This window comes from Paraburkholderia sp. RL17-380-BIE-A, from assembly GCF_046028085.1.
Taxonomy (GTDB): Bacteria; Pseudomonadota; Gammaproteobacteria; order Burkholderiales; family Burkholderiaceae; genus Paraburkholderia.
On the sequence record NZ_JARESQ010000008.1, the window covers coordinates 264,702 to 289,655 of the forward strand.

Sequence of the window (24,954 nt, forward strand, 5' to 3'; positions counted from 1 at the left end):
CGCGCGAACCACTGTAAGAAGCGGTCCGCACGATGAGGCGCCGCGAGGCGCCCGGTAACACTGGTCCTGAGACCTTAGATCTTGCCGATCAGGTCGAGCGACGGGGTCAGCGTTTCTGCGCCCGGCGTCCACTTGGCGGGGCACACTTCACCCGGGTGAGCCGCGACGTATTGCGCAGCTTGCACCTTGCGCAGCAGTTCGCCGGCGTCACGGCCAATGCCGTTGTCGTGCACTTCGCTCAGCTTGATCTCGCCTTCCGGGTTGATCACGAACGTGCCGCGCAATGCCAGGCCTTCTTCTTCGATCAGTACGTCGAAGTTGCGCGAGATTGCGAGCGTCGGGTCAGCCAGCATCGGGTACTTGATCTTCTGGATCGTGTCCGACGTGTCGTGCCATGCCTTGTGCGTGAAGTGCGTATCGGTCGACACGCTGTAGATTTCCACGCCGAGCTTCTGGAATTCGGCGTAGCGATCGGCCAGGTCACCCAGTTCGGTCGGGCAAACAAACGTGAAGTCGGCCGGATAGAAAACGAAAACCGACCACTTGCCCTTCAGGCTTTCTTCAGTGACGGTCACGAAATCGCCGTTGTGATAAGCCTGTGCCTTGAACGGTTTGACTTGACTATTGATGATCGGCATTTTGCTGAGTCCTCTTTCTGAGTGGTTGGAAAGTGGAGTCAGTATGTCAGACGGCGCTTAATAGGTAAAGCGGATTGTTTTAATGATGGCGATAGTCTGACGCTATTTATCAACTCTCGCGGGCTATCACGCCGTGGATTGGTGTTTCATGAGCCGCCAGAGGGTCGTGCGGCCGATTCCTAACGCCCGGCTTGCCGCTGCGCGGTTGCCGCCGGCCTTTTCGAGAGCGTCCAGAACGTCCTCTCGGGTCGGGTTCGAGCGGGCCCGGGCGGCTTCGGCGGTGGTGTTCGAGCCGTTCGGGCCGCTTATGCCTGAGACGCTGATGCTCGCCTTGCCGGCCGTCGCCTGCTCCATGCGTCCGAATTCCGGAAACACCGCCTGCCAATCCTCACCGGCTTCGCCGGCAGCGCCGCCAGGATAGATTGCGGCGCGCGTCAGCAGATTTTCCAGCTCCCGGACGTTGCCGGGCCACGCGTAGCGGGCGAACAGGGGCGCGAGAAACGCCAGCACCCGCTCCACCGCGGCCTCCGACAACCCATATTGGAGCGCGCTGCGGCTTAACAAGTGCCGCGCCAGTTGCGGGACGTCTTCACGACGTTCGCGTAGCGGCGGCAATTCTATCTGAAGCAGATTCAGACGAAAATACAAATCCGCGCGAAATCCGCCCTGCTCGACCAGCGCGTGCAGGTCACGGTGCGTGGCGGCGATGACCCGCACGTCGACCGGCGTGGCGCGTCCCGAACCGAGCTTCATCACCTCGCGCTCCTGCAGAACCCGCAGCAGACGGCTTTGCAGCGCCGCCGGCATTTCGCCGATTTCGTCGAGGAAAATCGTCCCGGTATGGGCGATTTCGAACAGGCCCGGCTTGCCGCCGCGCCGCGCGCCGGTAAACGCGCCTTCCTCATGGCCGAACAGTTCGCTCTCGATCAGCCCTTCGGGCAGCGCCGCGCAATTGAACGCGACGAACGGATTGCCGCGCCGCCGGCTCGCATTATGGATGCCCTGCGCGACCAGTTCCTTGCCGGTTCCGCTTTCGCCGCTGAGGAGCACGGTCGCGTCGTGCGCCGCGCCGGCGCGCGCGAGCCGCCGCACACGGCCGAGCGCCGCCGAGTCGCCGATCAGATCGTCCAGTTGATGCCGCGCCACCAGATGTTTCGGCCGCTGGCTGGTGCGCAGCGAGCGGTCGATCCGCTGCGCGACCAGCGCGTCCTGCAGCGTCACCACGGAACCGGAGCGCACGCCCTGTTCGACGATCGGCACGCAATTGACGATCAGCGCGCGGGCGCCGATCTGCTCGATACGCTCCTCGATGGGAAGGTCATGGTCGAGCGTCTCGCGCAGCAGCGGCCCGACGGCGCGCTCCACTTGCGCGGACACGTCCCGCTCGCGGTCGATGCCGAGCAGATCGAGCATGGCCGGGTTGACGGCCTCGACCTGGCCGGCGTCGTCGAAAGCGGCGACGCCGTCGCGCAGATGCGCGACGATCGTATTCAGGCGCACGCGTTTCGATTCCTTCTGACGGCTCACGCGCGCCAGTTCCACGGAGCGCTCGAACGCTTCCTCGACCGCGCCCAGCGAATACAGGAACACGCTCGCGAGGCCGGCCTGCTGGGCTAGATCGCAGGCCATGCCGGGTCCGATGATGACGCTGCAGCCTTCGGCGGCGAGGTTGTCGACCGCGAGCCGCACTTCGTCGATCGAACGGTAGGCGCGCTGTTTCAGGCCGACTTTCAACCACGCGCTCAGGTCGGCCAGTTCGTGCGAGATCGTTTCGTGCAGGACGAGGCCGATCTGCGCGTTGGGCCAGCTGGTCGTGGCGCGGGTGATCGCGCTCAGCACGTCGAAGCCGTTCACCTTGACCATCACCACCGGCACATTCAGGTTATCGCGCAGGTACGCGCCGTTCGAGCCGGCGGCCAGCACGACGTCCACCGAACCCGCGTCCACGTACGCCTGCAAGGCGGTGACCGCGGCGCCGTAGCCTTCCCGAACTGAAAAGAATTTCGCGCGCCCGGCATAGCGCGGCGCGACGGTCTCGCAAAGCGACTGCAACCGGCTGATACTCACCAATGCAACGCCTGGGCGGCCCGGATCGGCATTCGCGAGGGACGACGGGAAAGTGGACACAGCAGCGCTCCGTTCTTTTCTGAAACGTTCCATGAAACGTTCCACGGAACACGGGCTCCATTGTGCCACCAACCGTCACGCCTCGGCTTTCCAGCTAACCTGTTGATTGTTCGAACCAAATCGCCGAGACGACGAAATGGCACGCTTCCTGCAAAACTACGCCCTGCCTTTTCCTTCTGGAGACACACTGTCATGAGCACTTCCGCCACCCGCCGCGCCGCCTTCCGCGCCAAAGTCAACCAACGCCAGGGCCTGCTCGTGCCGGGCGCCTTCAACGCGATGAGCGCGCGCGTGATCGAGGACGCCGGTTTCGAGGCGATCTACATTACGGGCGCGGGGGTCACCAATATGTCGCTCGGCCTGCCCGACCTGGGTTTCATCGGCCTTGCCGAAGTGGCCGAACACACGGCGCGGATTCGCGACGCGGTTGCGCTGCCGCTGATCGTCGACGCCGACACCGGCTTCGGCAACGCGCTGAACGTGCGCCAGACGGTGCGCGTGCTCGAGCGTAGCGGCGCCGACGTGATCCAGTTCGAAGACCAGATCATGCCGAAGAAATGCGGCCACTTCGCCGGCAAGGAAGTGGTGAGCGCAAGCGAGATGGTCGGCAAGATTCGCGCAGCCGTGGATGCCCGCGAAGACGGCAATCTGCAGATCATGGCGCGCACGGACGCGGCCGCGGTCCACGGTATCGAGGACGCAATCGAGCGCGGCCATCGTTTCATCGAAGCCGGCGCCGACATTCTGTTTATCGAAGCGACCGAATCGCTCGCCGACATCGAGCGTCTGCCGGGTCTGTTCGACAAGCCGCAACTGATCAATATCGTGATTGGCGGCAAGACGCCGGTGCAATCGCGCGAGGCGCTCGCCAAGCTCGGCTACGGCATCGTGCTGTACGCGAACGCGGCGCTGCAAGGCGCGGTGCTCGGCATGCAGCGCGCGCTCGGCACGCTGAAGAGCAATGGCCGCCTCGACGAGGACGCCACGCTCGTCGCGCCGTTTAGCGAACGTCAGCGGCTCGTCAACAAGCCGCTGTATGACAAGCTGGACCGCGAGTACGCCGCGAAAGACTGAGCGGTTTATAGAAAGCAGTGTTTCCGGTAAAGGGGCGCACGCCGGCTTGCAGGCATGCCGCGTGCGCCGCCTGCGTGATGCGCGGCGACCGCCCTCACCTTCGGTGTGGCGCCATTTATTGCGTTAGGATTCAGGGCTGGCGCTCGCGTGCCATCTTCAATGGCTTCGCGAGCGCGTCAAACGCGGCTGCGCGCGCGTCGCTCGTCCGCCTCGCGCGGATCCCGGAAACACGTTTTCGAAAGGTAGTCGCAAGAACATGAAGGCCAAACCATCGCGCCCAACGCACCGGCGCGCTCACCGCATCGACGCCCACCGGCGTTCGCACGACACGGCACGCAGCGCGGCGGAGACAGCGCAATGAGCGGCACGGATACGCGCAACGCGCATGTCGGCTGGCTGCCCTATATCGTCGCCGCCACCTTCTTCATGGAGTACCTCGACACCACCGTGATCGCCACTGCGCTGCCGCAGATGGCGCACTCGTTCGGCGTGGGTCCCAACAGTCTCAGCCTCGGCATGACGGCCTACATGCTGGCGCTGGCGATCTTCATTCCGGCAAGCGGCTGGGTCGCCGACCGCTGCGGCTCACGCACGGTGTTCTTCAGCGCGATCGGCATATTCACCGTAGCCTCCGTGTTGTGCGGTCTCTCGCAGAACGTCGTGGAGTTCACCGTCGCGCGTCTGCTGCAAGGCATGGGCGGCGCGATGATGGTTCCTGTGGGCCGCCTGATCGTGGTCCGCAGCACCGAAAAAAGCCGCATGATGCAGGCGATTTCCACCATTACATGGCCGGCAATTGCAGCTCCCGTGGTCGGGCCGCCGATTGGCGGCTTCATCACCACCTACGCGTCGTGGCGCTGGATCTTCCTGCTCAACGTGCCGTTCGGTCTCGCGGCCATGGCGATCGCGCTCGCGCTGGTGCCGAACCTGCGCGGCACCGAGCGCAAGCCGCTCGACATGGTCGGCCTGCTCCTGAGCGGCGCAACGCTGACGGCGATTCTCTATGGCGCGGAACTGGCGAGCCAGCCCGGCGAGAATCCGTGGGTCGCCGGCGCGATCATCCTCGGCGGCCTGCTGATGGGCGTGGTGGCGTTCCAGCACGCGAAGCGTCATCCCCATCCGCTCGTCGATGTCTCGACGCTGAAGATCCCGACCTTCTCCGTCACGGTCGTGACGGGGTCGTTCACGCGCATCGGCATCGGCGCGGTGCCTTATCTGATGCCGCTGCTCTTCCAGGTCGGTTTCGGCCTGTCGGCGTTCAAGTCGGGGCTGTTGCTGCTCGCGAGCGCGCTCGGCAATCTCGGCATGAAGGCGCTGACCACGCGCATCCTGCAGCGTTACGGTTTCCGCATGGTGTCGATCGTCGACGTGACGGTGGCCGGCGTGTTCATCATCGCGTGCGGGTTGCTGACGCCGAACGTGCCGCTCGTGCTGGTGCTGTTCGTCGTATTTGTCTACGGCGTGGCGCGTTCGATGCAGTTCTCGACACTCGCCACGCTGGCCTACGCTGACGTCGCCCAACCGCAGATGAGCGCGGCCAGCACGCTATGGAGCGCGGCGGCGCAGATGACGATCGGCCTCGGCATCGCATTCGGCGCCGTGTCGTTGCGCGCGGCGGCCTTCTTCAACGGCGAGACCACGGGCCGCCTGTTCACACTCGACGATTTTCGCCTCGCGTTCCTGTTCGCGGGCGTGGTGACACTGGTATCCGTGACCGGTTACATGGGTCTCGCACGAAATGCCGGCCAGAGCATAGGCGGCGGGTCGCGCGGCAGCGAGGATCCGGCGAAAGGTTGACGGCGGCACGCTTCGACAAAACAGGCGGAGATACACAGTGCACACACACGAGTTGAGGATTTCGAGCAACAAAGCCGATCTCGAGATGGAAACGGTCTACACGTTCCTGTCGCAGGAAACCGCGTGGGCCAAGGGCATGCCGCGCGAGACGTTCGAGCGGGCTGTCGCGGGCTCGCTATGTTTCGGCGGCTATATCGAAGGCCGGCAGATCGCGTTCGCGCGCCTGATTACGGACGAAGCGACCTTCGCGTATCTGTGCGATGTCTTCGTGCTGCCGGCCTATCGCGGCAAGGGATATGCGTCCGCATTGATGAAGCACGTATTCGCGAGCCCCTCGCTCCAGGCTTTGCGGAGAATCATGCTGGTGACGACGGACGCGCATCACGTCTACGAGCCGCATGGCTTCCGGGCACCGGCGAATCCGGAGCGTTATATGGAGTTGCATAACCCCGACGTCTACAAGACAGCTTGAACACGGCGCGGGCGAACCACACCACAACGAATCAGGCCGGCGAGCAAATCCGCTAGCGCCGCTCAGGCGGCTGCGCGGAGTGCGCGTGCGCTAGCCGTAAGCACGTTCGCGCATCCACTTCGTCATGATCCATTTGTCGCCGGCGAGCACCGGCGCGCCGCCGTGCAAGGTCAACGGATCGAGTTGACGCTGGCCGTTCATATAGCGGAAATACACCGCGCCGCCCTGCTGTGCCGCGACCGACATGCCCGCTTCCGGGAAGATCGTTTCGCCGCCGTCGGGTACGTCGTTCAGATAGATCACCAGCGTGGCCACGCGCTGGCCGCCTTGCGCGGTATGCACCGCGCTGCCGGGTTGATCCGGCGGAAAGTAGTCGAAATGCGGGCGGTATTCGCCGGTCGTGCCGTAATGCAGAATCTGCAGCCCTTCGCCGTTTTCGACCGGCCAGTTCATCAGACTCGATATGCGCCGGTCCATCCGCTCAATAAACGAATCTTCGCCGCGCTGATACCAGATGCCTTCGCTAGTGCGGTTACGGATCACGTCTTCCTTGCCGGTGTCCGGATTCACAGTCGTGGACCGTTTCAGCCGATGCCGCGAGCGTTCGATCATCTCGGCGCACTCATCCGGCGACAGCACGTCGCCGAACACGATCACCTGCGGCCGCTCGCAGCGCATCAGCACGCGCACGTCACGATCGTACGCCCGGATCACGTTGCCGCGCGCAACGGGAGGATCGTCGTACCGGTACGTTTGCGGCGCGGCCTTGGCTAGCGCCGCCTCGGTCGCGGCGGCCGCGGCAAAGGCGGCATTGGCCGGGTTCAGGCCGAAGGTCTTGTGCACGGCGAGGCGCGCGGCCTCGGTGGCGAAACCGGCCTGCACCATGGCGTCGATCATCGAATCCGGACTGCAGCCGCGCGCCACGTTGCTGCTCAGCCACTCTTCCCATGCGGCATCCACTACTGGCATAACGTTCCTCGTTCGTCCGCTTGAAGAAATACAGCATCACGTGGCTGAATGATAGCAAGCGCGCCGCCCTCGGCCTGAAGGCGACGCGCGGCTCACGCGCGCCGTTGCCGCCGCCGGTAAAGGTCTAGCCCCTTTCTCGCCTGGGCGCGGATGGCGCGCTGCACGAGCGGCGTCCAGCCGAGCAGTGTTCCCTTGAGGCCCAATGCCTGACGGGTCCAGCTCCACAAATCGAAGCTGTCGCGATGTTCGACGATACGGCCGTCGCGGAACACGAACCGCGCGTCGATGCGGTTGACCACCGCACGGCCCGTCTGACTGAAGAGGTAACTGGCCACCCAGTGCGCGCGGCCGTGACGGTCGTCCGCTTCGACGCCTTCGAACGTCAGCGAGAAGTCTTGCGCGCGCGCCACCAGCATGCGCCACATGTCGCGCGCTTCGTCGCCGTGCAACTCGCCGAACGCCGGGTCGCTGAAGACGACGTCGTCGGCATAACAGGCCACCATGGTTTCGGCGTCGCGTTGCTGGAACGCCGTGTAGAAACGCTGGATCAGTTCGGTGTTGGGATGGCTCATTGTTTTGACGTTTTGCGTTGCCCGGTCGTGAATGCGATCCGGAAAGCGGCCCGGCGAAAATTCGGCGACGGACACGCAGCACACGATATCGGAAAACCGGGCCCACGTGGGCGGCCCGGCACGCCTATCCGTTCGACGCCACGCTGCGCGGCAGAGCGCGGTGCCGAACAGAGGGCGGCTGGCGAGAACAGGCCGACCGGAGTTGGGGTCGCGCGATTCGCCGATCGCAATTCAAATCTGGCGTAATGCATCGGGAAACGGCGTCTATTCAACACACTTTTTGCTTTTCGTTATATCCTACCGAATATCACGGTAAGCTTCGTGGGGCGTGGCGGCGTGTCTTTCATCGCGCCTCCCCGCCGCGCGCGACGAAGCAAAACAAGCAAGCAGGAGCCAGTAGCGGTGCGCAGCCGATCCATTTCATCCGCCCCGGCAGGACGCCTCGGGCGCTTGCCGAACGAGCTTTCGTCGACCATCGTGGCGGTGAAGTCGGCGTCCGAGCGCGGTCGCGCCGAGTCGATCCGCGATGTCGTCGACGCTTACCGGCGCCTCTACGGCAGCGTGCAGCGCTTCGTCCTCATGCTGACCGACGAGCAGTGGAATTTCGCCTCGGTCGGCACGTCCGGCTCGCACTCGTTGAACCAGTTGCTATCGGTGCTCGCCGAGCAGGCGAAAGCCGCGGCGTTCGTGCGTCTGCGCGATCTGAAAGCGACGATCGAAGAAGCACGCTGCGCCGAACAGTTGCGCGACGCGATCTTTTCCGACACGTTCAGCAACGACCTCGCGGCGCTACGCAAGGTGGTCGCCGAACTCGAACGGCTCGATGCGGCCTTCGTGGGCCTGTGCGTCGCGCATGTGCTCGACCAGCACGCATGGGCGGCGGGCGAACTGGCTCCGGCAGCCGGCAAACGCGCCGCAGCCCCAGGCACGACAGACGCCACCGTGGACCGACGCAAGTTGCGCGCCGCCGAACCCGCCCTCGCCCGCTCGAACGACTGATTCGCCACTGCCACAGATGAACGCTTTCTCTCGTCCACCGCTATATCTTTCTGAATATATCGGTACCCACGCTCGCGCAGCGAAAGTGCGCGACGCGCTCTGCACGCACTTTCAATCCGCCTGACACCAAACCGGATTCGAGATTCCCATGCACACGCCCCCGTTTCGCCTCGCCCAGCCCACGCGTCTGAAACTCTCCGGCGACGAGCTTGCCGTGACCGGCATGCGCGGCACCGATCCGTGCTGCACGCCCGGCAAGGTGTCGCTCCCGAATACCAAACGGCGCGCGCGCCTCGGCGAACTCGACAGCCATCTGCATTGTTCGATCATCGGCACGTGTCTCGGCACGCACGAATTGCGCAAGCTGGTGCCCAAATTCACGGGACTCGATCGCCACGACGCGAGCGATCTGGAGATTCATCACGCTGCGGTCGAACTCGCGATCGAAGGCGGTGCGGCCGCCAAAGCGCTGCAGAAGCTTCTCGACGACCACTATGCCGGCGCGATCCGCCGCTTCGACAAAGCCACGAATGACGCGGACCTGCTCGATCGCTGGGATGAGGCGCTGAAAAGCGGCGACATCCCACCGGCCTATTGGGCGTTGATGACGCATCCTTGTGCAACCATGCCCGTGCGCCAGAAAGCGTTCGGCGACTTGCACATGCTGTCGCATCTGGTGGGCGCCGCCAATCGCGCGGACATTCGCAGGCTGGTCGCGCTCGAAGAGGAAAACGCTGCCTTGAGAGACAAAGTCGAACAGCAGCAGCGCCGCATGCAGGAACTCACCCTGCAACACGACGCGTCGCTTGCCGCGCTCGATGAGCAGATCGCCCGGCTCACAGCACGGACACCCCGTCAGATACCAGCCGACACCGCCGGTCTCGAAGCCGAGATACACCGGCTACGCGACAAACTGGTTGATGCCGATCAGCGTGTCGCGCTGCATACGAACCGTCGCGAGGCCGCGGAGCAACGGGTGCTCCAGGAACAGGACGCGGCGCTCGCGCTGCGCAAGCGCTACGATCAAACGCTGACGCTGCTCAAGCTGGTCCAGAGCGAATGCGACGCCCTCGAGCACGCGACCGCCGACGCAGCGAGCGGACCGGGCGCGCGCGCGGCGAGCCTCGGCAGCGTACGCGGCAAACGGATCGTGTATGTAGGCGGAAGGCCCGGCTCCAACAACATGCTCAAGCGGCTAGTGGAAGCGGCCGGCGGCGATCTGGTCGTGCACGACGGCGGCGTGGAAGACCGCAAAGGCATGCTTGCCGCGGCTCTGCCGGGAGCGGATCTCGTGGTGTTCCCGGTTGACTGCGTCGATCATGATTCGATGAATACGCTCAAGCGCGTGTGCGAGCGCCATCAGATCGACTATCGCCCGCTACGTACGGCGAGCGTGGCGAGCTTTGTCGAATTGATGGGCCGCCTGAACCCCGAGAATCTCGCGCGACTCGCCAATCCGCCGTCTTCGGCTTTTTGCCTGCGACACGGCTAACAACGGCCTGAAGGACTCAACCGTTCAGGAGCGGATCAACCGGGTCAGCTCGGCAATCTGTTTCGCGCAACTTCGCTGCGCCTCGACTTCGACGTCGCGATACAGGCGAATGATGGTCTCGCCAACGGAAGTCAGCGTGCAGCCGCCGCCGCTTTGCCCGCCCTGCTCCGAATGCGTGGCAGGCGACTTGAGCGAACGGTTCAGCTCGTCGATCAGGAGCCACGCGCGCCGGTACGACATACCGAGACTGCGCGCCGCCGCCGAGATCGAGCCGAATTCGCGCACGGCTTCGAGCAAGTCGACTTTGCCCGGCCCGAGAGCGACCGCGTCTGCGCTGCGAATGCGCATTCTGAAGCGCACTTCGGGGCGCGCCTTCGCGGCTTTTTTTGCCGCGGGTGCGGATTTGGTTTTGGGGGTGTCGGCCATGCGCGAAAGCATACACGAACCGCCTGGTGCTGCCACCTGGCCGGATAGCCGTCAGCGGGGGCCGGGGAAACAGTGTCCGTAGTCTTCACAATCCGGACAACCCGGCGACGATGCCGCTCAAACGAGGCAATCAGTGGGGGCTGCAAGCCATACAACGTGCCGACGTCGTAATATAGCGCTCTTAATAACGTTTCGGGGTCGTCGCATGATTCGCAAGCTGTTCGCTTCTCTCGTTGCTCCACTCGTGGCCGTCACCGGCATCGCGGCCGCGACGCCCGCGTTGGCGCAGGACAACACGGTCAACGTGCTGTACGCCGGCTCGCTCGTCAATCTGATGGAGCGCAGCATCGGCCCGGCATTCGAGAAGGCCACCGGCCAGCATTTCCGCGGCTACGCAGCGGGCTCGAACAAGATCGCCAATGAGATCAAGGGCAAGCTGCGTCGCGGCGACGTGTTTATCAGCGCGAGCCCCAAGGTGAATGACAGTCTGATGGGCGCGACGAATGGCGATCACGTTACGTGGTATGTGAACTTCGCCGAATCGCCGTTGATGATCGGCTATAACCCGCAGAGCCGGTTCGCCGCGCAGTTCAAGACCAAACGCTGGGACGAGGTGCTGCAGGAGCCGGGCATCCGCATCGGCCGGACCGATCCGAAGCTCGACCCCAAAGGCGCATTCACCGTCGAGATGATGAACAGGGCGGCCGAGCTCTACCATCAGCCGGACCTCGTGCAAAAGACGCTGGGCGCAGCGGAGAACCCGGAGCAGGTCTTGCCTGAGGAAACGCTGGTTGGCCGCCTGCAATCCGGCCAGCTCGACGCCGGCTTTTTCTATTCCACTGAAACATCCGATCTGAAGATTCCGGCGCTCCGCCCGGCGCCCGAATTGCAGGCCAAGGCCAGCTACACGCTGACGATTCTCAGCGACGCGCCGAACCGTGAAGGCGCGAGCAGCTTCGCCGACTTCCTGTTGAGCGCAACAGGACGCGAGTTGCTGAAGCAACATGGCGTGGACGTCATCAAACCGACCGTAAGCGGCAACCTGCAGGCCATGCCGCCCTCGCTGCAAGCCGTGATCGACGCCGCCACGCGGTAAGCGCGGTGAAACGCACCGCTGCGCGTCCGCTGCTGTGGCTAGCCGCGCTGCTGGCCGTCTATCTGTGCGCTCCGTTTATCGCGAGTGTGCCGCAGCTCGGCGCGGCGGATTGGGCAAACGTCGACTGGCGCGCCACGTGGTCCGCAGTCGGTGTTTCGGCGGCGAGCGCCAGCGTGGCCTCGCTCGCGATTTTGCTCGGCGGCGTGCCGCTCGGCTATTTTCTGGCGCGCTCGAATTCGCGCAAGGTGGCGCTGCTCGGCTTTTTCGTGCAGTTGCCGCTAGCGTTGCCGCCGCTCACCAGCGGCGTGCTGCTGCTGTTTCTGCTCGGCCCATATAGCTGGGTCGGTCAATTGACTCACGGCATGCTGACCGATTCGTTCGCAGGCATCGTGCTCGCGGAAGTTTTCGTCGCCGCGCCGTTCCTGATCATCGCCGCCAAATCCGCGTTCGCCGCCGTCGATCCGGTACTCGACGACGTGGCCGCGACACTTGGCCATCACGCCGCCAGCCGCTTTTTCCGGGTCATGTTGCCGGTGGCCTGGCCGGCGATTCGCGCGGGACTCGCGCTCGCGTGGCTGCGCGCGTTCGGCGAATTCGGCGCGACCGTCATGGTCGCCTATCACCCGTATTCGTTGCCGGTCTATACATATGTCGTATTCGGCGGCCAGGGCCTTCCGGCGATGATGCCCTTGCTGCTGCCTACGCTTGGCATCGCGATCGTCTGCGCGGCATTGTCGATTTACAGCCTTCGGCAGAAGCGCGCACTCCCACAGACCGAAAATGGCGACGACGCGCTCGAACCCGGCACGGACCTGACCGCGAGCCGCGGCGACACCACGGACCTGCGCCTCGCCTTCCATTTGCGGCGCCGCCTCGGCGCGTTCGATCTCGACATTGCATGGATGCCGCTCACGCGGCGTCTTGCGATCATCGGGCCGTCCGGCTCTGGCAAGTCATTGGCGCTGCGGCTGATTGCGGGGCTCGAGTCCAACGCGTCGAGCAATGTGATGCTCGGCACGACGCAATTGGACACGCTGCCGCCCGAGCGTCGGCAGATCGGTTATATGCCGCAAGACTACGGCCTGTTTCCGCATATGACGGTAGCGCGGCAACTGGCCTTCCCCGTCGATGCCGATTCCGCCAGCGCGCGTTACTGGCTCGATCATCTGGGTCTCGCGCAACTGGTCGCGCGCCTGCCGCATCAATTGTCGTTCGGCCAGCGGCAGCGGGTCGCGCTTGCGCGCGCGCTGACCCGGCATAGCGAACTGCTGCTGTTCGACGAGCCGTTCGCCGCGCTGGATACGCCGCGGCGGCGCCGCTTGCAGCAATCGTTGCGCGCCTTGCAGCGCGAGATCGCGGCGGTGACGATCATCGTCACGCACGATCCGGATGAAGCCGCTTTGCTGGCTGACGAAGTGCTGGTCGTCGAACAGGGCCGCGTGTTGCAAGCGGGTCCGATCGACGCCGTGTTCGAGCGGCCGGCGTCGATGCGGGTGGCCGCCCTGCTCGGCTTGCACAACGTCGGCGAAGGGGTGATGAGCGCATCGGCACACGTGGAGATCGCTCCGGGCTTCGTGATCGGCACGGGTGACAGCGGGCTCGCGCTCGACGCCGGCGAGCGGGTCATGTGGCGCGTGTCGTCGCACGCCATTCACGTGACGGACGCCGGCATGCATGCCGGTGTGATCGACGCGGTCGAATTGCGGCGCGGTGAGCGTTATGTCCGCGTGAATATTGCCGGCGTCCGGTTCGACATGGCCAATGAAGATACCCGCCTGCGCGAAGGCGCGCCGTGCAGGGTCGACTTCCGCGCTTCAGGCGTTGCGGTCTGGCAAGCGAGCGGCGAGCGTCAGGCTTCGTGCGCGTGAGCCCGGCTCCTGATCTCGGCCAGCGACATGTCGATCAGCAACTTGCCGGAATCGAACACCGTCACCAGCGCCTCTTCCCAATCGCCCTCGACCGTGCGTTCGCTCCACTCAATGGGTAGCGTCGCGGTTCGATACTCGCCGGTATGGCGATTCAGCAGCAGCGTGAGCCGCCCTTTCATCGAACGCTTTCCGGCGTCCGTGACCGGGTCCTTGAGCACGTCGTGCCATTCATCGCCTAAACGGATCGCGGAGCATTTCATCGCGAAGCGCTGCGTGTCGCGGTTGATCTGCTGCAACAGCGCGCCGCCCATGCCGAACACGATGTTGTCCGCCGCGAAACCGGCTTCGTCGATGGCGGCGAGGATCGCTTCGATCGAGTCGGGATTCACGCCGTCGCCTTGAATCACGCGCACGTTGTCGAGCACGCGCCGGCCTTTGCCGTTCACCGACGAACCGAACGACGCCTCCAGGGCCTGCATGGTTTGCAGGACGATCGTGCGCGGATCGCCGGAGTCGGGCCGGATCACGAGCATGCCACCGGAGTCGAGCACCGTCTGCTTCAATTCCGTACCCCAGGCATGCAGCGCGGCGAACAGATCGTAGGAATCGGACACCACCGAAACGATCGCGCCCGGCTTGCCGAACTGCGCGATCATGTTGCGAAACGCATCGGTCTCCCGTTCGCGTCCCCATGAGGTGATCGTGCTGTGCTCTGCCGCCGGCACGGAAAACGCCGCCATCGCCTCGTTGTAGTAGTGGTTCGCCGCGACCACGCCGAGCACGGTATCCGAGCCCATGAAACTGACGAGGTGCGCCGCGCCGCCAATCGCCGCCGACTCCGCGCTCGACACCCCGCGGGCGCCGAAGTCGTGCAGCTTGAACGGCAATTGCGTGAGGTCGTCACTGCTCTTGAGCAGATAGTCGCGGATCGTTTTACGTAGATGCCAGCTTTGCGTCGCCACCGTAATCGGATACCACACGCGCAGCAGCATGGTTTCCAGATACGAAGCCAGCCAGAACACTTGCGGATCGTCGCACTCGACCGTGACGAGCACGTTGTGCGTCGGCACGACCGAGCCTTCCGGCACCGCGCGAATGCGCACCGGCAGATAGCCGCCGTAGTGTTCGACAATGTGGCGCCAGCCGGCTTCGTTGAACGGCTCGCCGTGCGTCGTGAAGAATGCCTTGGCCTGATCGATCATGGCCGGCGTGACCGGGCGGCACAAGTACTCCTTGATCAGCATCTGCAGGCCGAAGAACAGCGTGCGGTCGTAGCGCCCGCCGCGCGATTCGATGTACGAGAACATCGCCGACGCTTCGGGCGGATATTGCAGGAAATGCGACGCCTTGTACGAATCCGTGTTGAGAATCGGATTGGACAGGATCGACGCGATATCGTTGAGACCGTTGAACTCGTTTTGCATGGGCGATGCGGCGCTCACGGTGGCGCTCTCGAGAGTGATCGGGCGGGCCGGACTTTCACCCGGTGCTTCCTTCCACTCAGGATCATGCCACGCGCGTGCGAATTCACTGCTAACACGTAGCAGATCGCGCTTGACCCGTGGAGTTCAATGCCCCGGCTTGAGCTGCGGGGGCGTGTTCGGCCGCGACGCGAACAGCCGGCCGAGCACGCCTTTGCGGCGCTCGGCGCTGGACGGCCAGAGCATGTCCGCCAGCAGGCTGATGCCTTGCGCGAGCGTACTGTCTTTAGCCGACGTCACCAGCGGCACGCCGCGGCTGAGCGCCTCGTTGGCCTGTTTTTCGTCGCGCGGAAGTTGATGCGCCACCTTCGCGCCGAGCGTCTGTTCGAGCTTCGGCAGGTTGATCTGGGCGTTCTTGTCGTATTGATTCACCACGACCCGCACCTTGCTCGCCGGATAACCCAGTTCCCTGAAAATATCGAGCATGCGGCGTCCGCCGTGCAGGTACAGCAGGTTCTGGCGCACCACCATGCAGATCACATCGCTGTGGTCGAGCGCATGGATCGTGAGCGGATTGAGGCTCTGGCCAATGTCGATCAACACCGCGTCGTAACGCTCGCGCACCAGTGCGAGAATCCGCGCCAACTGGGCCGGCAGCAGTTCGGCGGCCTTGAGCGGATCGCCTGCGCCCGCCAGCACATCGAGATTTGCGTGGACATGCATCACGCAAGATTCGAGCAGCGCGGCGTCGAGGCGCTCCACCTGGGAGCAGAGATCGGCAAGCGTGGTGGGCGGCGGTTTGTCGGCCATGAGCAGGCTGGCGTCGCCGAATTGCTGACTCAGGTCGATCAGCAGCACACGCCGGTTGCTCAGCGCGGCGAGCGAATAGGCGAGATTCACGGCAATCAGCGTCGTGCCGCTGCCGCCTTTGCTCGAAGCCAGCGAGACGACACGTCCGGCGCGCCGTCCGCTCGCGTTTTTTCGCGCCTCGACCTGAATCAGGATGGTGGTGAGCTCGTCGGCGTCGAGCGGCCACGACAGGACGTGCCGCACGCCGACACGCATCGCCACGCCCAGTAATGCCGTGGATGGCGCCGGCGTCATCAGCACGCAATGCAGCGCCGGCGTGCAGGCAAGCGCCTCCTCGATGCCGTCCAGGTCACGCGCGCTCAGATCGACATCGTCGACGATCAGCAGCTCGGCGCTGCGGACCGCACGGGCGTGCGCGCGCACCTGCCGGGCCGAACCGTGAGCGGTGCGCAGCCGGTAAGCCACGCCGCTTGCCTCGAGACGCGCGACGATTTGCGGCGCGCGCTCCATGCTGGATGAAATCAGGAAGATGTCGATCATGCCGGCTCTCCGCCGCTCAGCCGCCGTCCGGTTGCCGTGGCCACCGCGACAACGGTCTATGTTCTGATTATTCGTCGGAATCGGAGGGGCGAATGTCCGCCCCGCGATCGTGGTATCGGTCCGGAGATGCCGGCATCTCATACATCGCGTCGCGCAACGCCTCGCGCTGGATCTCCGCCTGCGCCTTACGCTTGATTGCTTCGGCAATGACCAGCGTCAGCAGATCGGCCGGCGGCGCGGCGAACATGGCGCGCGGCGCGGCCAGGTGGCGTTGATAAACGGCGCCGACCGAACGCGCGGTGACTTCATGCGCCGGCTGTGCCGTGCCGGCGCGTTTGAAATGTATGGTCATGACAACCCCCGAAAAATGTGTCTTGTTTCAAGGCTGTGTCCCAGGTGAGCCGTGCCCGCGAACTCGCGGACACGGCGCCCGGTCCACCTCGTAACCTGCGCCTCTCTATGGAGACTCTGGCCGTTCCTCCCCGCCTCGTCGCGCCCGGTTGGTCCTTGACCGCGCGCTGCCCCGTCGCTGCTATTTCGCTGTTGTATGCGCCGCGGTTGTATATGCCGCTGTTGTGTACGCTCTTGTTTGCGCTGTTCCGTGTATCGCTTTTCAACCTTCCGGCGGCGATATCTGTTGTTTTGCGAGGTCGACGTTTTACTTCCTCCGCTCGCGGATGACCGGTCAGGTGTACCGATCATTCGCCCCGCTCTTCTTCTGACATCCGTTTTTTTAGTGGCCCCGCCGCCCTTCGTAGGACGCATTGGCTTCCCCGGCCGCGCCTACGAAGTCTCCATGCTTGCCGCCGGCTTTTTTTTATCTGGTTTCCCCGCCATATGGACCGGGCGGCAACGCATTCCCTGTGAAGTGCTTATTGCAACGGCTATGCCAGGCACCTTCAAACCCTTAAGCCACCGTGAGTTTCGCTGTGGCGCACTGTTGGTGGGCACCCTTCACGGCACGCATTGATTCGAATCCGACACGTGCTTATCGCGGCCGCCGCGCGCTCCGGTATGGATGTACCGACCCGTCTGCTTGCGCGGCGCTCCCATATCCCGCATGGGACCGCGGGCCGCGTCGCATTCCGGTCAAATGTGCCGTTCCTTCGGAACCCTATCGGTACGCAAAGCAGGCTGCCCGATGTGTCGCAGGCATGAGACACGCTTAATCTCGAACGACGGTGCGATTCCTCATCCGTGGCAAAGCGAATTGCAACGCTGTGTTGGACTCCGCGCATAGGAGCCCTTGACCACCGGTTTTTGAACGGTCAGGACGAGTGAGATGATGCAAAAAACCTTTCTTACTTCAGACTTGTTTGTATGGCGCTGGAAAGCGGTTTCGCTTATCGTTAAGCCCATGCGCCGCTAGAGCGCTTGTACCAGGCCAACGAGGTAAGAAACAGCTGGTGTAATTCGGGGAAGAGATCATCTGGCGGTTACAACGGTGAACACTGTTGCGCCGCCCGTCCGGTGTGTAGCAAATCGCGGCTCGCGCCGCCTGCTCCATGCCCCCGAAATTGCCACTACCGTGAATCCGTCACCGCCCGGCTGCGGACAGCAGAATCCCTCGGCGGCGGGGCGCAATCCCTAACCGGACCCGCGCAAACGGACCGGTTAGCTCAGTTGGCCGGAAGCCGGCATCCTGCCGGTCTGTCGAGTACGTCGCAGAGCAGTCCTGAGAGCAGCATCGAACCGGGGGTAACATGAATACGACTTGCACGCCTGTCGACACGGAACGCACCGTTCTTTACGTGTCGAATTCGCCGGACCAGAAACTCGCCGCTTTCCTGGCGGCTTCCGGCTGGCAAGCGGTGCATGCCAAGAGCACGGCCGTCGCCGAACGCATGATCGAGCGCGGCAATATCAAAGTCGGCCTCGTCGAACTGCCGCTCGACTGCACATCCCAACATCTGTCTGCGCTCGCGTCCTGCATGCGGCGCGTCGAAACCAACTGGGTCGCCCAGATCGCGCCGGGGCAGGCGGAAAACGAACTGGTCAGCCGTTTCATTCTCGATTACTGCTTCGATTTCGTGACGCGCCCGTGGCTGAACGAGCGGCTCGTGTTCGCGCTGGGCCACGCGCATGGCCTGTCGAGCCTGCGGCATGTGGAAGTCGCGCCGGAGCCGTCGCTCGGCCGCCACGGCATGGTCGGACAATGCGAGGCCATGCAGCAGTTGTACCGGCGCATCGACAAATGCGGCGTGACCGACGCACCGGTGTTCGTCGCCGGCGAGTCGGGCACCGGCAAGGAGCTGACCGCCCGGGCGATCCATGAACGCTCGCCGCGCGCCGGCCGCACCTTCGTCGCGATCAATTGCGCGGCGATTCCGCCGAGCCTGCTGCAAGCCGAGTTGTTCGGCCACGAACGCGGCGCCTTTACCGGCGCGCTCCAGCGCAAGATCGGCCGGATCGAGAGCGCTCATGAAGGCACCCTCTTTCTCGATGAAATCGGCGATATGCCGCATGAATGCCAGGCGGTCCTGTTGCGTTTCCTGCAGGAAGGCACGATCGAACGGCTGGGCGGCAATGGCCCGATCAACGTCGATGTCCGGGTCATTTCGGCGACCCACGTCGATCTGGACAAAGCAGTCGAAGACGGCCGCTTCCGCTCCGACCTGTATCACCGCCTGTGCGTGCTGCGGCTCGTCGAACCGCCGTTGCGCGAGCGCGGCGGCGACATCAAGCTGCTCGCCAACTATGCGCTCAGCATGTACAAGCAGGACGGCGCGCGCAAACTGCGCGGGCTGTCGAGCGACGCGATCGTCGCCATGTCGAACTATCCGTGGCCGGGCAATGTGCGCGAACTAATCAATTGTGTGCGCCGCGCCGTGGTGATGAGCGAGGGCCGCTTCATCACGGCCAGCGATCTGGGCTTGCCGGAAGCCGAAAACGGCCCGGCCGTGACGCTGGCGGAAATCCGCAGCAAGGCCGAGAAAGACGCCATCGAGCACGCTCTGCAACGGCATGGCTACAAGCTGTCCGAGGCCGCGGCCGAACTCGGCATTTCACGGGCCACGTTGTACCGGCTGATGCACGCCAACCGGTTGCATCAGGACGTGGCGGCCGGGCGCGCCGCGAATGCGGGCGGCGGCGCGGATGCCGACGACGAGGCTGAGCGGAAGGCCCCTTCGCTGGTGTGACCGCGTGAAATCCGGCCGCCTCGCTTCTGCGTCGGGCGTGCTTCGCTCTGTTCTGCGGGACCGAGTCGCGCCTCGCCGCGCGCCATGACCCGATCGGCGTGAAATCGCGCGGCAGCCTCCGCTCCTTTCGCCGACACGCCGGCATTGCTATGCTGAAGGCCGTTCATCCATCCGGGAGCGAACTTGGCCGACCAGCACGCACCGGCGCTCGAGCGCCGAACCTCGTCCGTCCTGCCGGCTCAGGCCAGCCCGTGCGATGCGCTCGTCATCCGCACACAAGCGCTTAGTCTCGTCCACCCTTGCCGGCGGAAAAAACTCGCGCTGGCCGCGACCATTCTCGGCTCGAGCATGGCCTTCATCGACGGTTCCGTGGTCAATGTCGCGTTGCCGTCCATCCAGAGCGAACTGCACGCCAGCGTGGCGGCGATCCAGTGGGTCGTGGACGCCTATCTGCTGTTTCTCGGCGCGCTGGTGCTGGTGGGCGGTTCGCTCGGCGACAAGCTCGGACGGCGCACCGTGTTCATCGCGGGAATCGGCCTCTTCACGCTAGCATCGATCGGCTGCGGCCTCGCGCCGGGCGCCGCCGCCCTGATCGCCGCGCGCGCCGTGCAGGGTGTGGGCGCGGCACTGCTGGTGCCGAGCAGCCTCGCCATCATCGGCGCGGTGTTCGACGACAAGGCGCGCGGCCAGGCGATCGGCACCTGGGCCGGCGTCGGCGCTATCACCTCGGCGCTCGGACCGTTGGCGGGCGGCTGGCTCGTGGATGCGTTTTCGTGGCGGGCCATTTTCTTCCTGAATGTGCCCATTGCCTGCGCGACCGTCATGCTGGCGGTCATCGCCGTGCCGAACAGCCGGCAAGACGATGAAGATCCGCCCGTACGCGCGTCCGCCGATGCCGCCTCCCTCTCCCACCCCGCCTCCAGCCGCGCCGAACACGTATCGGCCCGGCTCGACTGGCCGGGCGCGGCTACGGCCACCGCCGGGCTCGCCGCCTTGACCTACGGCCTGACCCTCGCTTCGGCGCGCGGCTTTGGCGACCGCTGGGTGCTGGCGTCGATACTCGGCGGCCTGCTGGTGCTGATCGCTTTCGTTGCGCTCGAAGCGAGAAGCCGCAATCCGATGGTGCCGCTCGACGTGTTTCGTTCGCGCGACTTCGTCGGCGCCAATCTCGTGACGCTGCTGGTCTACTTCGGGTTGGGCGGCGCGCTGTTCTTCCTGCCGTTCACGCTGATCCGCGCCTATGGTTACAGCGCGACCCAGGCGGGCGCGGCGTTGTTGCCAGTGCCGGTGACCATTGGCTTGCTGTCGCGGTTTACCGGCGGCCTGACGAGCCGCTTTGGCGCGCGGGCGTTGCTGAGCACGGGACCGGCCGTCGCCGCAGCCGGCTTCGCGATGCTCGCGTTGCCGTGGGTGCGCGGCGAATACTGGCGCGGCTTTCTTCCCGCGCTGGCCGTGCTTGGACTCGGCATGACCATCACCGTCGCGCCGCTCACGACGACGGTGATGACCTCGGTGTCCGCCGCGCGCACGGGCGTGGCGTCGGGCATCAACAACGCGGTGGCGCGGGTGGCGAGCCTGCTGGCGATCGCGGTGCTGGGCATCGTGTTCGTGTGGTCGCACGATGCGGCGCTCGAGGCGCAACTCGACGCACTGCATGTGCCGCAGGCGGCGCGCGCGGCAGCAAGCCTGGCGCGAGTGGGGATGGGTGCGGACGCTGCGCCGCCGGCCGCTGGGGACGGAAAGTCGGACGGGGCGCGGGCAGCAGGGACACAGAAGCAAGCCGAGGCCGCTCGCGATGCGGCCCAAAGCCAGCAGGAAGCGGCACGAGTTCAACCGGATCTGGCTCGTGCCCAGGCAGACGCGCTCGGCGCGGCATTACGCGCGGTGGCACTGGTGTCGGCGTTGTGCGCGCTGGCCGGCGCGGCGCTCGCGGCTTTGACGATCAGCCCGCAACGACGGCTTTAGAGGTGCCGCGCCTGATCCACGGCGCATACAAGGCACACGCACGCCACACGCACGGCCAGCCATCCATAGTTCAGCCCGCACTGAAACATCGCCGCACGGCGCCCTCCATACTGCGGTCATGGTGCTTCAAACCACGATCCTCGACCAACAGGGAGCTTGCACATGGCGATAACCTGCTTCATCCGCTATCAGATCGATCCCTTCCAGCGCGATGCCTTCGACGAATACGCCCGCAACTGGGGCCGCATTATTCCGCGTTGCGGCGGCCATCTGGTCGGCTACTTCCTACCGCACGAAGGCACCAACGACATTGCATGGGGCTTGATCGCATTCGAGAGCCTCGCGGCCTACGAAGCGTATCGGGCGAGATTGCGCGCCGATTCCGAGGCACGCGATAATTTCAGGCTGGCCCAAACGAAGCGCTTTATCCTGCGCGAAGAGCGGACTTTTACTGAAGTCGTGGCGGGCACCTTGGGCGTGCCGCCGGTCTACACGGCGGCAGCTGACGCTGCGTGATTGCAATCACGCAGCGCTTTGCGGCGAGGCGGGAATGCCCGAGCACCGCGGCCGGGATGCAGGAGGTCGGCGCTGCCTGACAGGCCGGTTTTTTGCTAGCCCAAGGTGCCATCGCGACGGCCTTTCGGAATTTCCTGCATCCTATGCGACGGCTGTCCGAGGAACTTGTGGGACCGGACCCATGTCGGTTCTTGGTCGCGCAGCCGATCCCATCCGTCGATATCGGCACAGCCATCCGCATCCGTCCCCCGCTTTCACCTTATGCGCAAACTACTCCAAGCCTGGTTTTTCGTTCTTCTCGCGCTCGGCGCTTTACCGGTCTTTGCCGCGGCAGCCTCCGCCGCACCCGCCTCGTCAGCGTCCAGTCCTGGGGTGACGCTGACGCCCGAACAGGCTCGTCAGGCGCTCGCCGTCCTCAATGACCCCAAGCGCCGCGCGCAGGTCGCCGATACGTTGCAGGCGATCGCCGCCGCCGGCGCGTTGAGCGCGCCGCCCGCTTCGGCACCTACGGCCGCGTCGGCACCCGCTGCGGCAAGCGGCGCCGCCGCCCTCGTGCCGGCGGCATTCAAGTCGAACGGACTTGCCTCGCAACTGGCACGTCAGGGCGCGCATTGGGCCGTCCGCTTCGGCACGTCGGTACGCAGTTCGGTCGGCGCGCTGCTCGATGTCGCCTCGGTGCGCGCCTGGTGGCAGTGGCAATCGACCAACCCGCACGCACGCGCCGTCCTGGGCCAGGTCGCCTGGTCGTTGCTGGCCGCGCTGATCCCCGCGCTCGGACTCGAATGGCTCGCGCGCCGCCTGTTGCGCCGCGCTTACAAGGCGCTGGCGGCGCGCCGTGAACTGGGCGACGCAGACGACGCTCCGCAAGCCGACCTGCCGGTGGACGTTGCGCCCCGACCCGCCGACGCGCCGAACGCCGCGCCGCCGCTGCCCGTTTCGCCGCCCTCGCCGGTGACGGCAGCGCAAGCGAAAGCGGCCGCCGTGCCGGCTGGCACATCCGCGGCCACCGCGGCCAACGGCAAGCTCACGGAAGCCAAAGGCAAGCAGAACGCCAAACATCACTGGACGCTGCTGCAACGCCTGCCGCGCGCGCTCCTCACTCTGGCGCTGCGGCTGTTGCCGCTCGTGGTGTTCGTCAGCGCGGCAAGCGCGCTGATGTCGATCTTCGCCGATGACGGCTCGCCGCAAGACCGCGCCCTCGATTCGTTGATCGATATCTACGTGCTGTGCCGCGTGATCGTGATCGTCGGCGGGTTCTTCCTGCAACCGGCCGCGCCGCGTCTGCGCCTGCTGCGTATGAGTGATGCGTGGGCCGACTTCGTGCAGCGCTGGATCGTGCGGATCGTCAGCGTGGTGGGCGCCGGTTCGGCAATCGCGGAGATTGCCGTGTCGCTCGGTCTGAACGACGCGGCGCATCTCGCGCTGATGAAAGTGGTCGCGCTCGCCGGCCACATCATGGTCTCGATCCTGCTCCTGCAATGCGCGGCGCCGGTCGGCGAACTGATCCGCAAGGGCGTTGCCGCACGCAAATCGCTGGAGATGGCCGGCAACGTCTTCGCCGAAGTCTGGGCCTGGTTCGCGGTATTCGTCGTGATGGCGCTGTGGTTCATCTGGGCACTCGACGTGCAGAACGGCTATCAGACGCTGCTCCATCTCGGCGGCATTTCGCTGGCGGTGCTGGTGGGCGCGCGGGTCGTGTCGATCGTGCTGTTCGGCGCGCTGGCCCGGCTCTTCCATGTGCAGGACGACACGGCCAGGTCGCTCGTGCATCAGCATGCGTACCGCTATTACCCGCTGGTGCGCCGCCTGGTGGCGTGGATCATCGGCATCGTGACCGCGCTTGCGTTGTTGCAGGTATGGGGCGTGCACGTGGGCGAGCTGTTTCGCGCCGGCACGATCGGGCACCGGCTCGCGTCGGCGATTATCACGATCGGCGTGGCGGCCGTCGTCGCGCTGTTGGTGTGGGAAAGCGTGAACGTGTCGGTCGAACAGCGGCTGGATCGCTGGACCACGAGCGGCGATCTCGTGCGCGCCGCACGCTTGCGCACCCTGCTGCCGATGCTGCGCAGCGCGCTCTTCTGCGCCATCGCGCTGGTGGTGGTGCTCACCGGCCTGAGCGAACTCGGCGTGAATATCGGGCCGCTGCTGGCGGGCGCCAGCATCTTCGGCGTGGCGCTCGGATTCGGCTCGCAGAAGCTGGTGCAGGATTTCATCACGGGCATTTTCCTGTTGATGGAAAACGCGATGCAGGTGGGCGACTGGGTCACGCTCGCGGGCGTGTCGGGCACCGTCGAATATCTGTCGATCCGCACGGTGCGGCTGCGCGGCGGCGACGGCTCGCTCTACACCGTGCCGTTCAGTTCGGTGTCGACGGTGAACAACACCAACCGGGGTATCGGCAACGCCGCGGTGAAGGTCAATATCGTGTTCGGCCAGGATGTGGATCTCGCCATTGGCACGCTGAAGGAAATCGGCGCCGCCTTGCGCGAGGACGACAATTTCAAGGACGGCATCCTGTCGGACTTCAGCTTCTGGGGCGTCGATGCGCTGGACGGCTCGGCCATTACGCTAGCCGGCCAGATTCAGTGCCGCGACAGCGCGCGCTGGGGCGTGCAGCGCGAATTCAACCGCCGCATTCTCGACCAGTTCCGCGAACGCGGCATCGCGATCGCGAACCCGCAGCGCAATCTGTTGACGTGGGATCCGGAAAGCGTGCCGGCGAAGATCGACGCTGACGAAACGCTCGACACGGCACGCAGCGAAGTCGCCAGGGACGAACCGCGCGCCGACGCGCCGTCTTCGGCCGCGGCCCAGCAAGCCGACGCGCCGGTGGAGGACCAGTTGCCCGTCGACCCTAAGCCGGCCGGCGGCCCAGGGACGCCAGCCAATCCTGGTTCAAGCTCTCCGCATGAGTGAAGTGGAGGCCGTGGCCGGCGGCTTCGTAGGCACGTAGCGAAGGGCCGGGTATCAGCGGTGTAGCGAAGCGCCGGGTATCAGCGGTGCGGTGAGCCGGCCGTTGAGTTCGAGGGGCG

The 24,954-nt window shown here is 65.1% G+C and carries 19 protein-coding genes; 11 read left to right on the forward strand and 8 right to left on the reverse strand.

The window, feature by feature from the left end:
• Positions 1 to 74 precede the first annotated feature (74 nt).
• Both ahpC and prpR read right to left on the reverse strand, forming a co-directional pair.
• Positions 75 to 638, reverse strand: a complete 564-nt coding sequence (ahpC, locus tag P0D68_RS16230; RefSeq protein WP_091808081.1) for an alkyl hydroperoxide reductase subunit C — start codon at positions 636 to 638, stop codon at positions 75 to 77.
• A gap of 126 nt (positions 639 to 764) precedes the next feature.
• A complete protein-coding gene (gene prpR, locus P0D68_RS16235) occupies positions 765 to 2,765 on the reverse strand; it encodes a propionate catabolism operon regulatory protein PrpR (RefSeq protein ID WP_408468680.1) in 2,001 nt (666 codons plus the stop codon).
• Positions 2,766 to 2,957: 192 nt separating this feature from the next.
• Here prpR and P0D68_RS16240 point away from each other — a divergent pair, with 192 nt between their 5' ends.
• The 3 genes from P0D68_RS16240 (at position 2,958) to P0D68_RS16250 (ending at position 6,108) form a co-directional block, all read left to right on the forward strand.
• A complete protein-coding gene (locus P0D68_RS16240) occupies positions 2,958 to 3,839 on the forward strand; it encodes an isocitrate lyase/PEP mutase family protein (RefSeq protein ID WP_408297580.1) in 882 nt (293 codons plus the stop codon).
• A 357-nt stretch (positions 3,840 to 4,196) separates the two neighbouring features.
• The gene (locus P0D68_RS16245) at positions 4,197 to 5,636 is read left to right on the forward strand and encodes an MFS transporter (protein WP_408297578.1); all 1,440 of its coding nucleotides are present in this window, start codon (positions 4,197 to 4,199) and stop codon (positions 5,634 to 5,636) included.
• 85 nt (positions 5,637 to 5,721) lie between these two features.
• Complete coding sequence (locus P0D68_RS16250; protein ID WP_408297894.1) at positions 5,722 to 6,108, forward strand: GNAT family N-acetyltransferase; 387 nt, start codon at positions 5,722 to 5,724, stop codon at positions 6,106 to 6,108.
• A gap of 90 nt (positions 6,109 to 6,198) precedes the next feature.
• On the opposite strand, the gene P0D68_RS16255 is transcribed toward P0D68_RS16250, so the two are convergent.
• Both P0D68_RS16255 and P0D68_RS16260 read right to left on the reverse strand, forming a co-directional pair.
• Positions 6,199 to 7,077: a 2OG-Fe(II) oxygenase gene (locus P0D68_RS16255; RefSeq protein WP_408297576.1), complete on the reverse strand. Its 879-nt coding sequence runs from the start codon at positions 7,075 to 7,077 to the stop codon at positions 6,199 to 6,201.
• Between the two features lie 92 nt (positions 7,078 to 7,169).
• The gene (locus tag P0D68_RS16260; protein WP_408297574.1) at positions 7,170 to 7,649 is read right to left on the reverse strand and encodes a nuclear transport factor 2 family protein; all 480 of its coding nucleotides are present in this window, start codon (positions 7,647 to 7,649) and stop codon (positions 7,170 to 7,172) included.
• Positions 7,650 to 8,051: 402 nt separating this feature from the next.
• On the opposite strand from P0D68_RS16260, the gene P0D68_RS16265 reads away from it, so the two are divergent.
• Positions 8,052 to 8,648, forward strand: coding sequence for a hypothetical protein (locus P0D68_RS16265; RefSeq protein WP_408297572.1), 597 nt, complete (start codon positions 8,052 to 8,054; stop codon positions 8,646 to 8,648).
• Positions 8,649 to 8,796: 148 nt separating this feature from the next.
• Positions 8,797 to 10,140: a DUF2325 domain-containing protein gene (locus tag P0D68_RS16270; protein WP_408297570.1), complete on the forward strand. Its 1,344-nt coding sequence runs from the start codon at positions 8,797 to 8,799 to the stop codon at positions 10,138 to 10,140.
• Between the two features lie 24 nt (positions 10,141 to 10,164).
• On the opposite strand, the gene P0D68_RS16275 is transcribed toward P0D68_RS16270, so the two are convergent.
• The gene (locus tag P0D68_RS16275) at positions 10,165 to 10,566 is read right to left on the reverse strand and encodes a winged helix-turn-helix domain-containing protein (protein WP_286162198.1); all 402 of its coding nucleotides are present in this window, start codon (positions 10,564 to 10,566) and stop codon (positions 10,165 to 10,167) included.
• A gap of 205 nt (positions 10,567 to 10,771) precedes the next feature.
• Between P0D68_RS16275 and P0D68_RS16280 the strand changes: the two genes are divergently transcribed.
• Together P0D68_RS16280 and P0D68_RS16285 are read left to right on the forward strand one after the other, a co-directional pair.
• Positions 10,772 to 11,662, forward strand: a complete 891-nt coding sequence (locus tag P0D68_RS16280; protein ID WP_408297568.1) for an extracellular solute-binding protein — start codon at positions 10,772 to 10,774, stop codon at positions 11,660 to 11,662.
• A 5-nt stretch (positions 11,663 to 11,667) separates the two neighbouring features.
• Positions 11,668 to 13,530 carry an ABC transporter ATP-binding protein/permease gene (locus P0D68_RS16285; protein WP_408297566.1) on the forward strand — a complete coding sequence of 621 codons (1,863 nt, stop codon included), beginning with the start codon at positions 11,668 to 11,670 and terminating at the stop codon, positions 13,528 to 13,530.
• On the opposite strand, the gene P0D68_RS16290 is transcribed toward P0D68_RS16285, so the two are convergent.
• The 3 genes from P0D68_RS16290 to P0D68_RS16300 all read right to left on the reverse strand — a co-directional run bounded on the left by P0D68_RS16290 (position 13,512) and on the right by P0D68_RS16300 (position 16,653).
• The gene (locus P0D68_RS16290; protein ID WP_408297892.1) at positions 13,512 to 14,954 is read right to left on the reverse strand and encodes a nicotinate phosphoribosyltransferase; all 1,443 of its coding nucleotides are present in this window, start codon (positions 14,952 to 14,954) and stop codon (positions 13,512 to 13,514) included. The two genes, P0D68_RS16285 and P0D68_RS16290, sit on opposite strands and share 19 nt — an antisense overlap.
• Before the next feature lie 144 nt (positions 14,955 to 15,098).
• Positions 15,099 to 16,301 (reverse strand): CpaE/TadZ family protein, encoded by a 1,203-nt coding sequence (locus P0D68_RS16295; RefSeq protein WP_091808063.1) that lies wholly within the window; start codon positions 16,299 to 16,301, stop codon positions 15,099 to 15,101.
• Between the two features lie 67 nt (positions 16,302 to 16,368).
• Positions 16,369 to 16,653, reverse strand: a complete 285-nt coding sequence (locus P0D68_RS16300; protein WP_408297564.1) for a hypothetical protein — start codon at positions 16,651 to 16,653, stop codon at positions 16,369 to 16,371.
• A gap of 1,351 nt (positions 16,654 to 18,004) precedes the next feature.
• Between P0D68_RS16300 and P0D68_RS16305 the strand changes: the two genes are divergently transcribed.
• The 4 genes from P0D68_RS16305 (at position 18,005) to P0D68_RS16320 (ending at position 24,838) form a co-directional block, all read left to right on the forward strand.
• Entirely contained in the window at positions 18,005 to 19,441 is a 1,437-nt protein-coding gene (locus tag P0D68_RS16305; protein ID WP_408297562.1) for a sigma 54-interacting transcriptional regulator, read from the forward strand.
• Between the two features lie 183 nt (positions 19,442 to 19,624).
• A complete protein-coding gene (locus tag P0D68_RS16310) occupies positions 19,625 to 21,406 on the forward strand; it encodes an MFS transporter (RefSeq protein WP_408468686.1) in 1,782 nt (593 codons plus the stop codon).
• A 162-nt stretch (positions 21,407 to 21,568) separates the two neighbouring features.
• Entirely contained in the window at positions 21,569 to 21,922 is a 354-nt protein-coding gene (locus tag P0D68_RS16315) for an NIPSNAP family protein (protein ID WP_408297559.1), read from the forward strand.
• 261 nt (positions 21,923 to 22,183) lie between these two features.
• A complete protein-coding gene (locus tag P0D68_RS16320; protein ID WP_408297557.1) occupies positions 22,184 to 24,838 on the forward strand; it encodes a mechanosensitive ion channel family protein in 2,655 nt (884 codons plus the stop codon).
• Positions 24,839 to 24,954 lie beyond the last annotated feature (116 nt).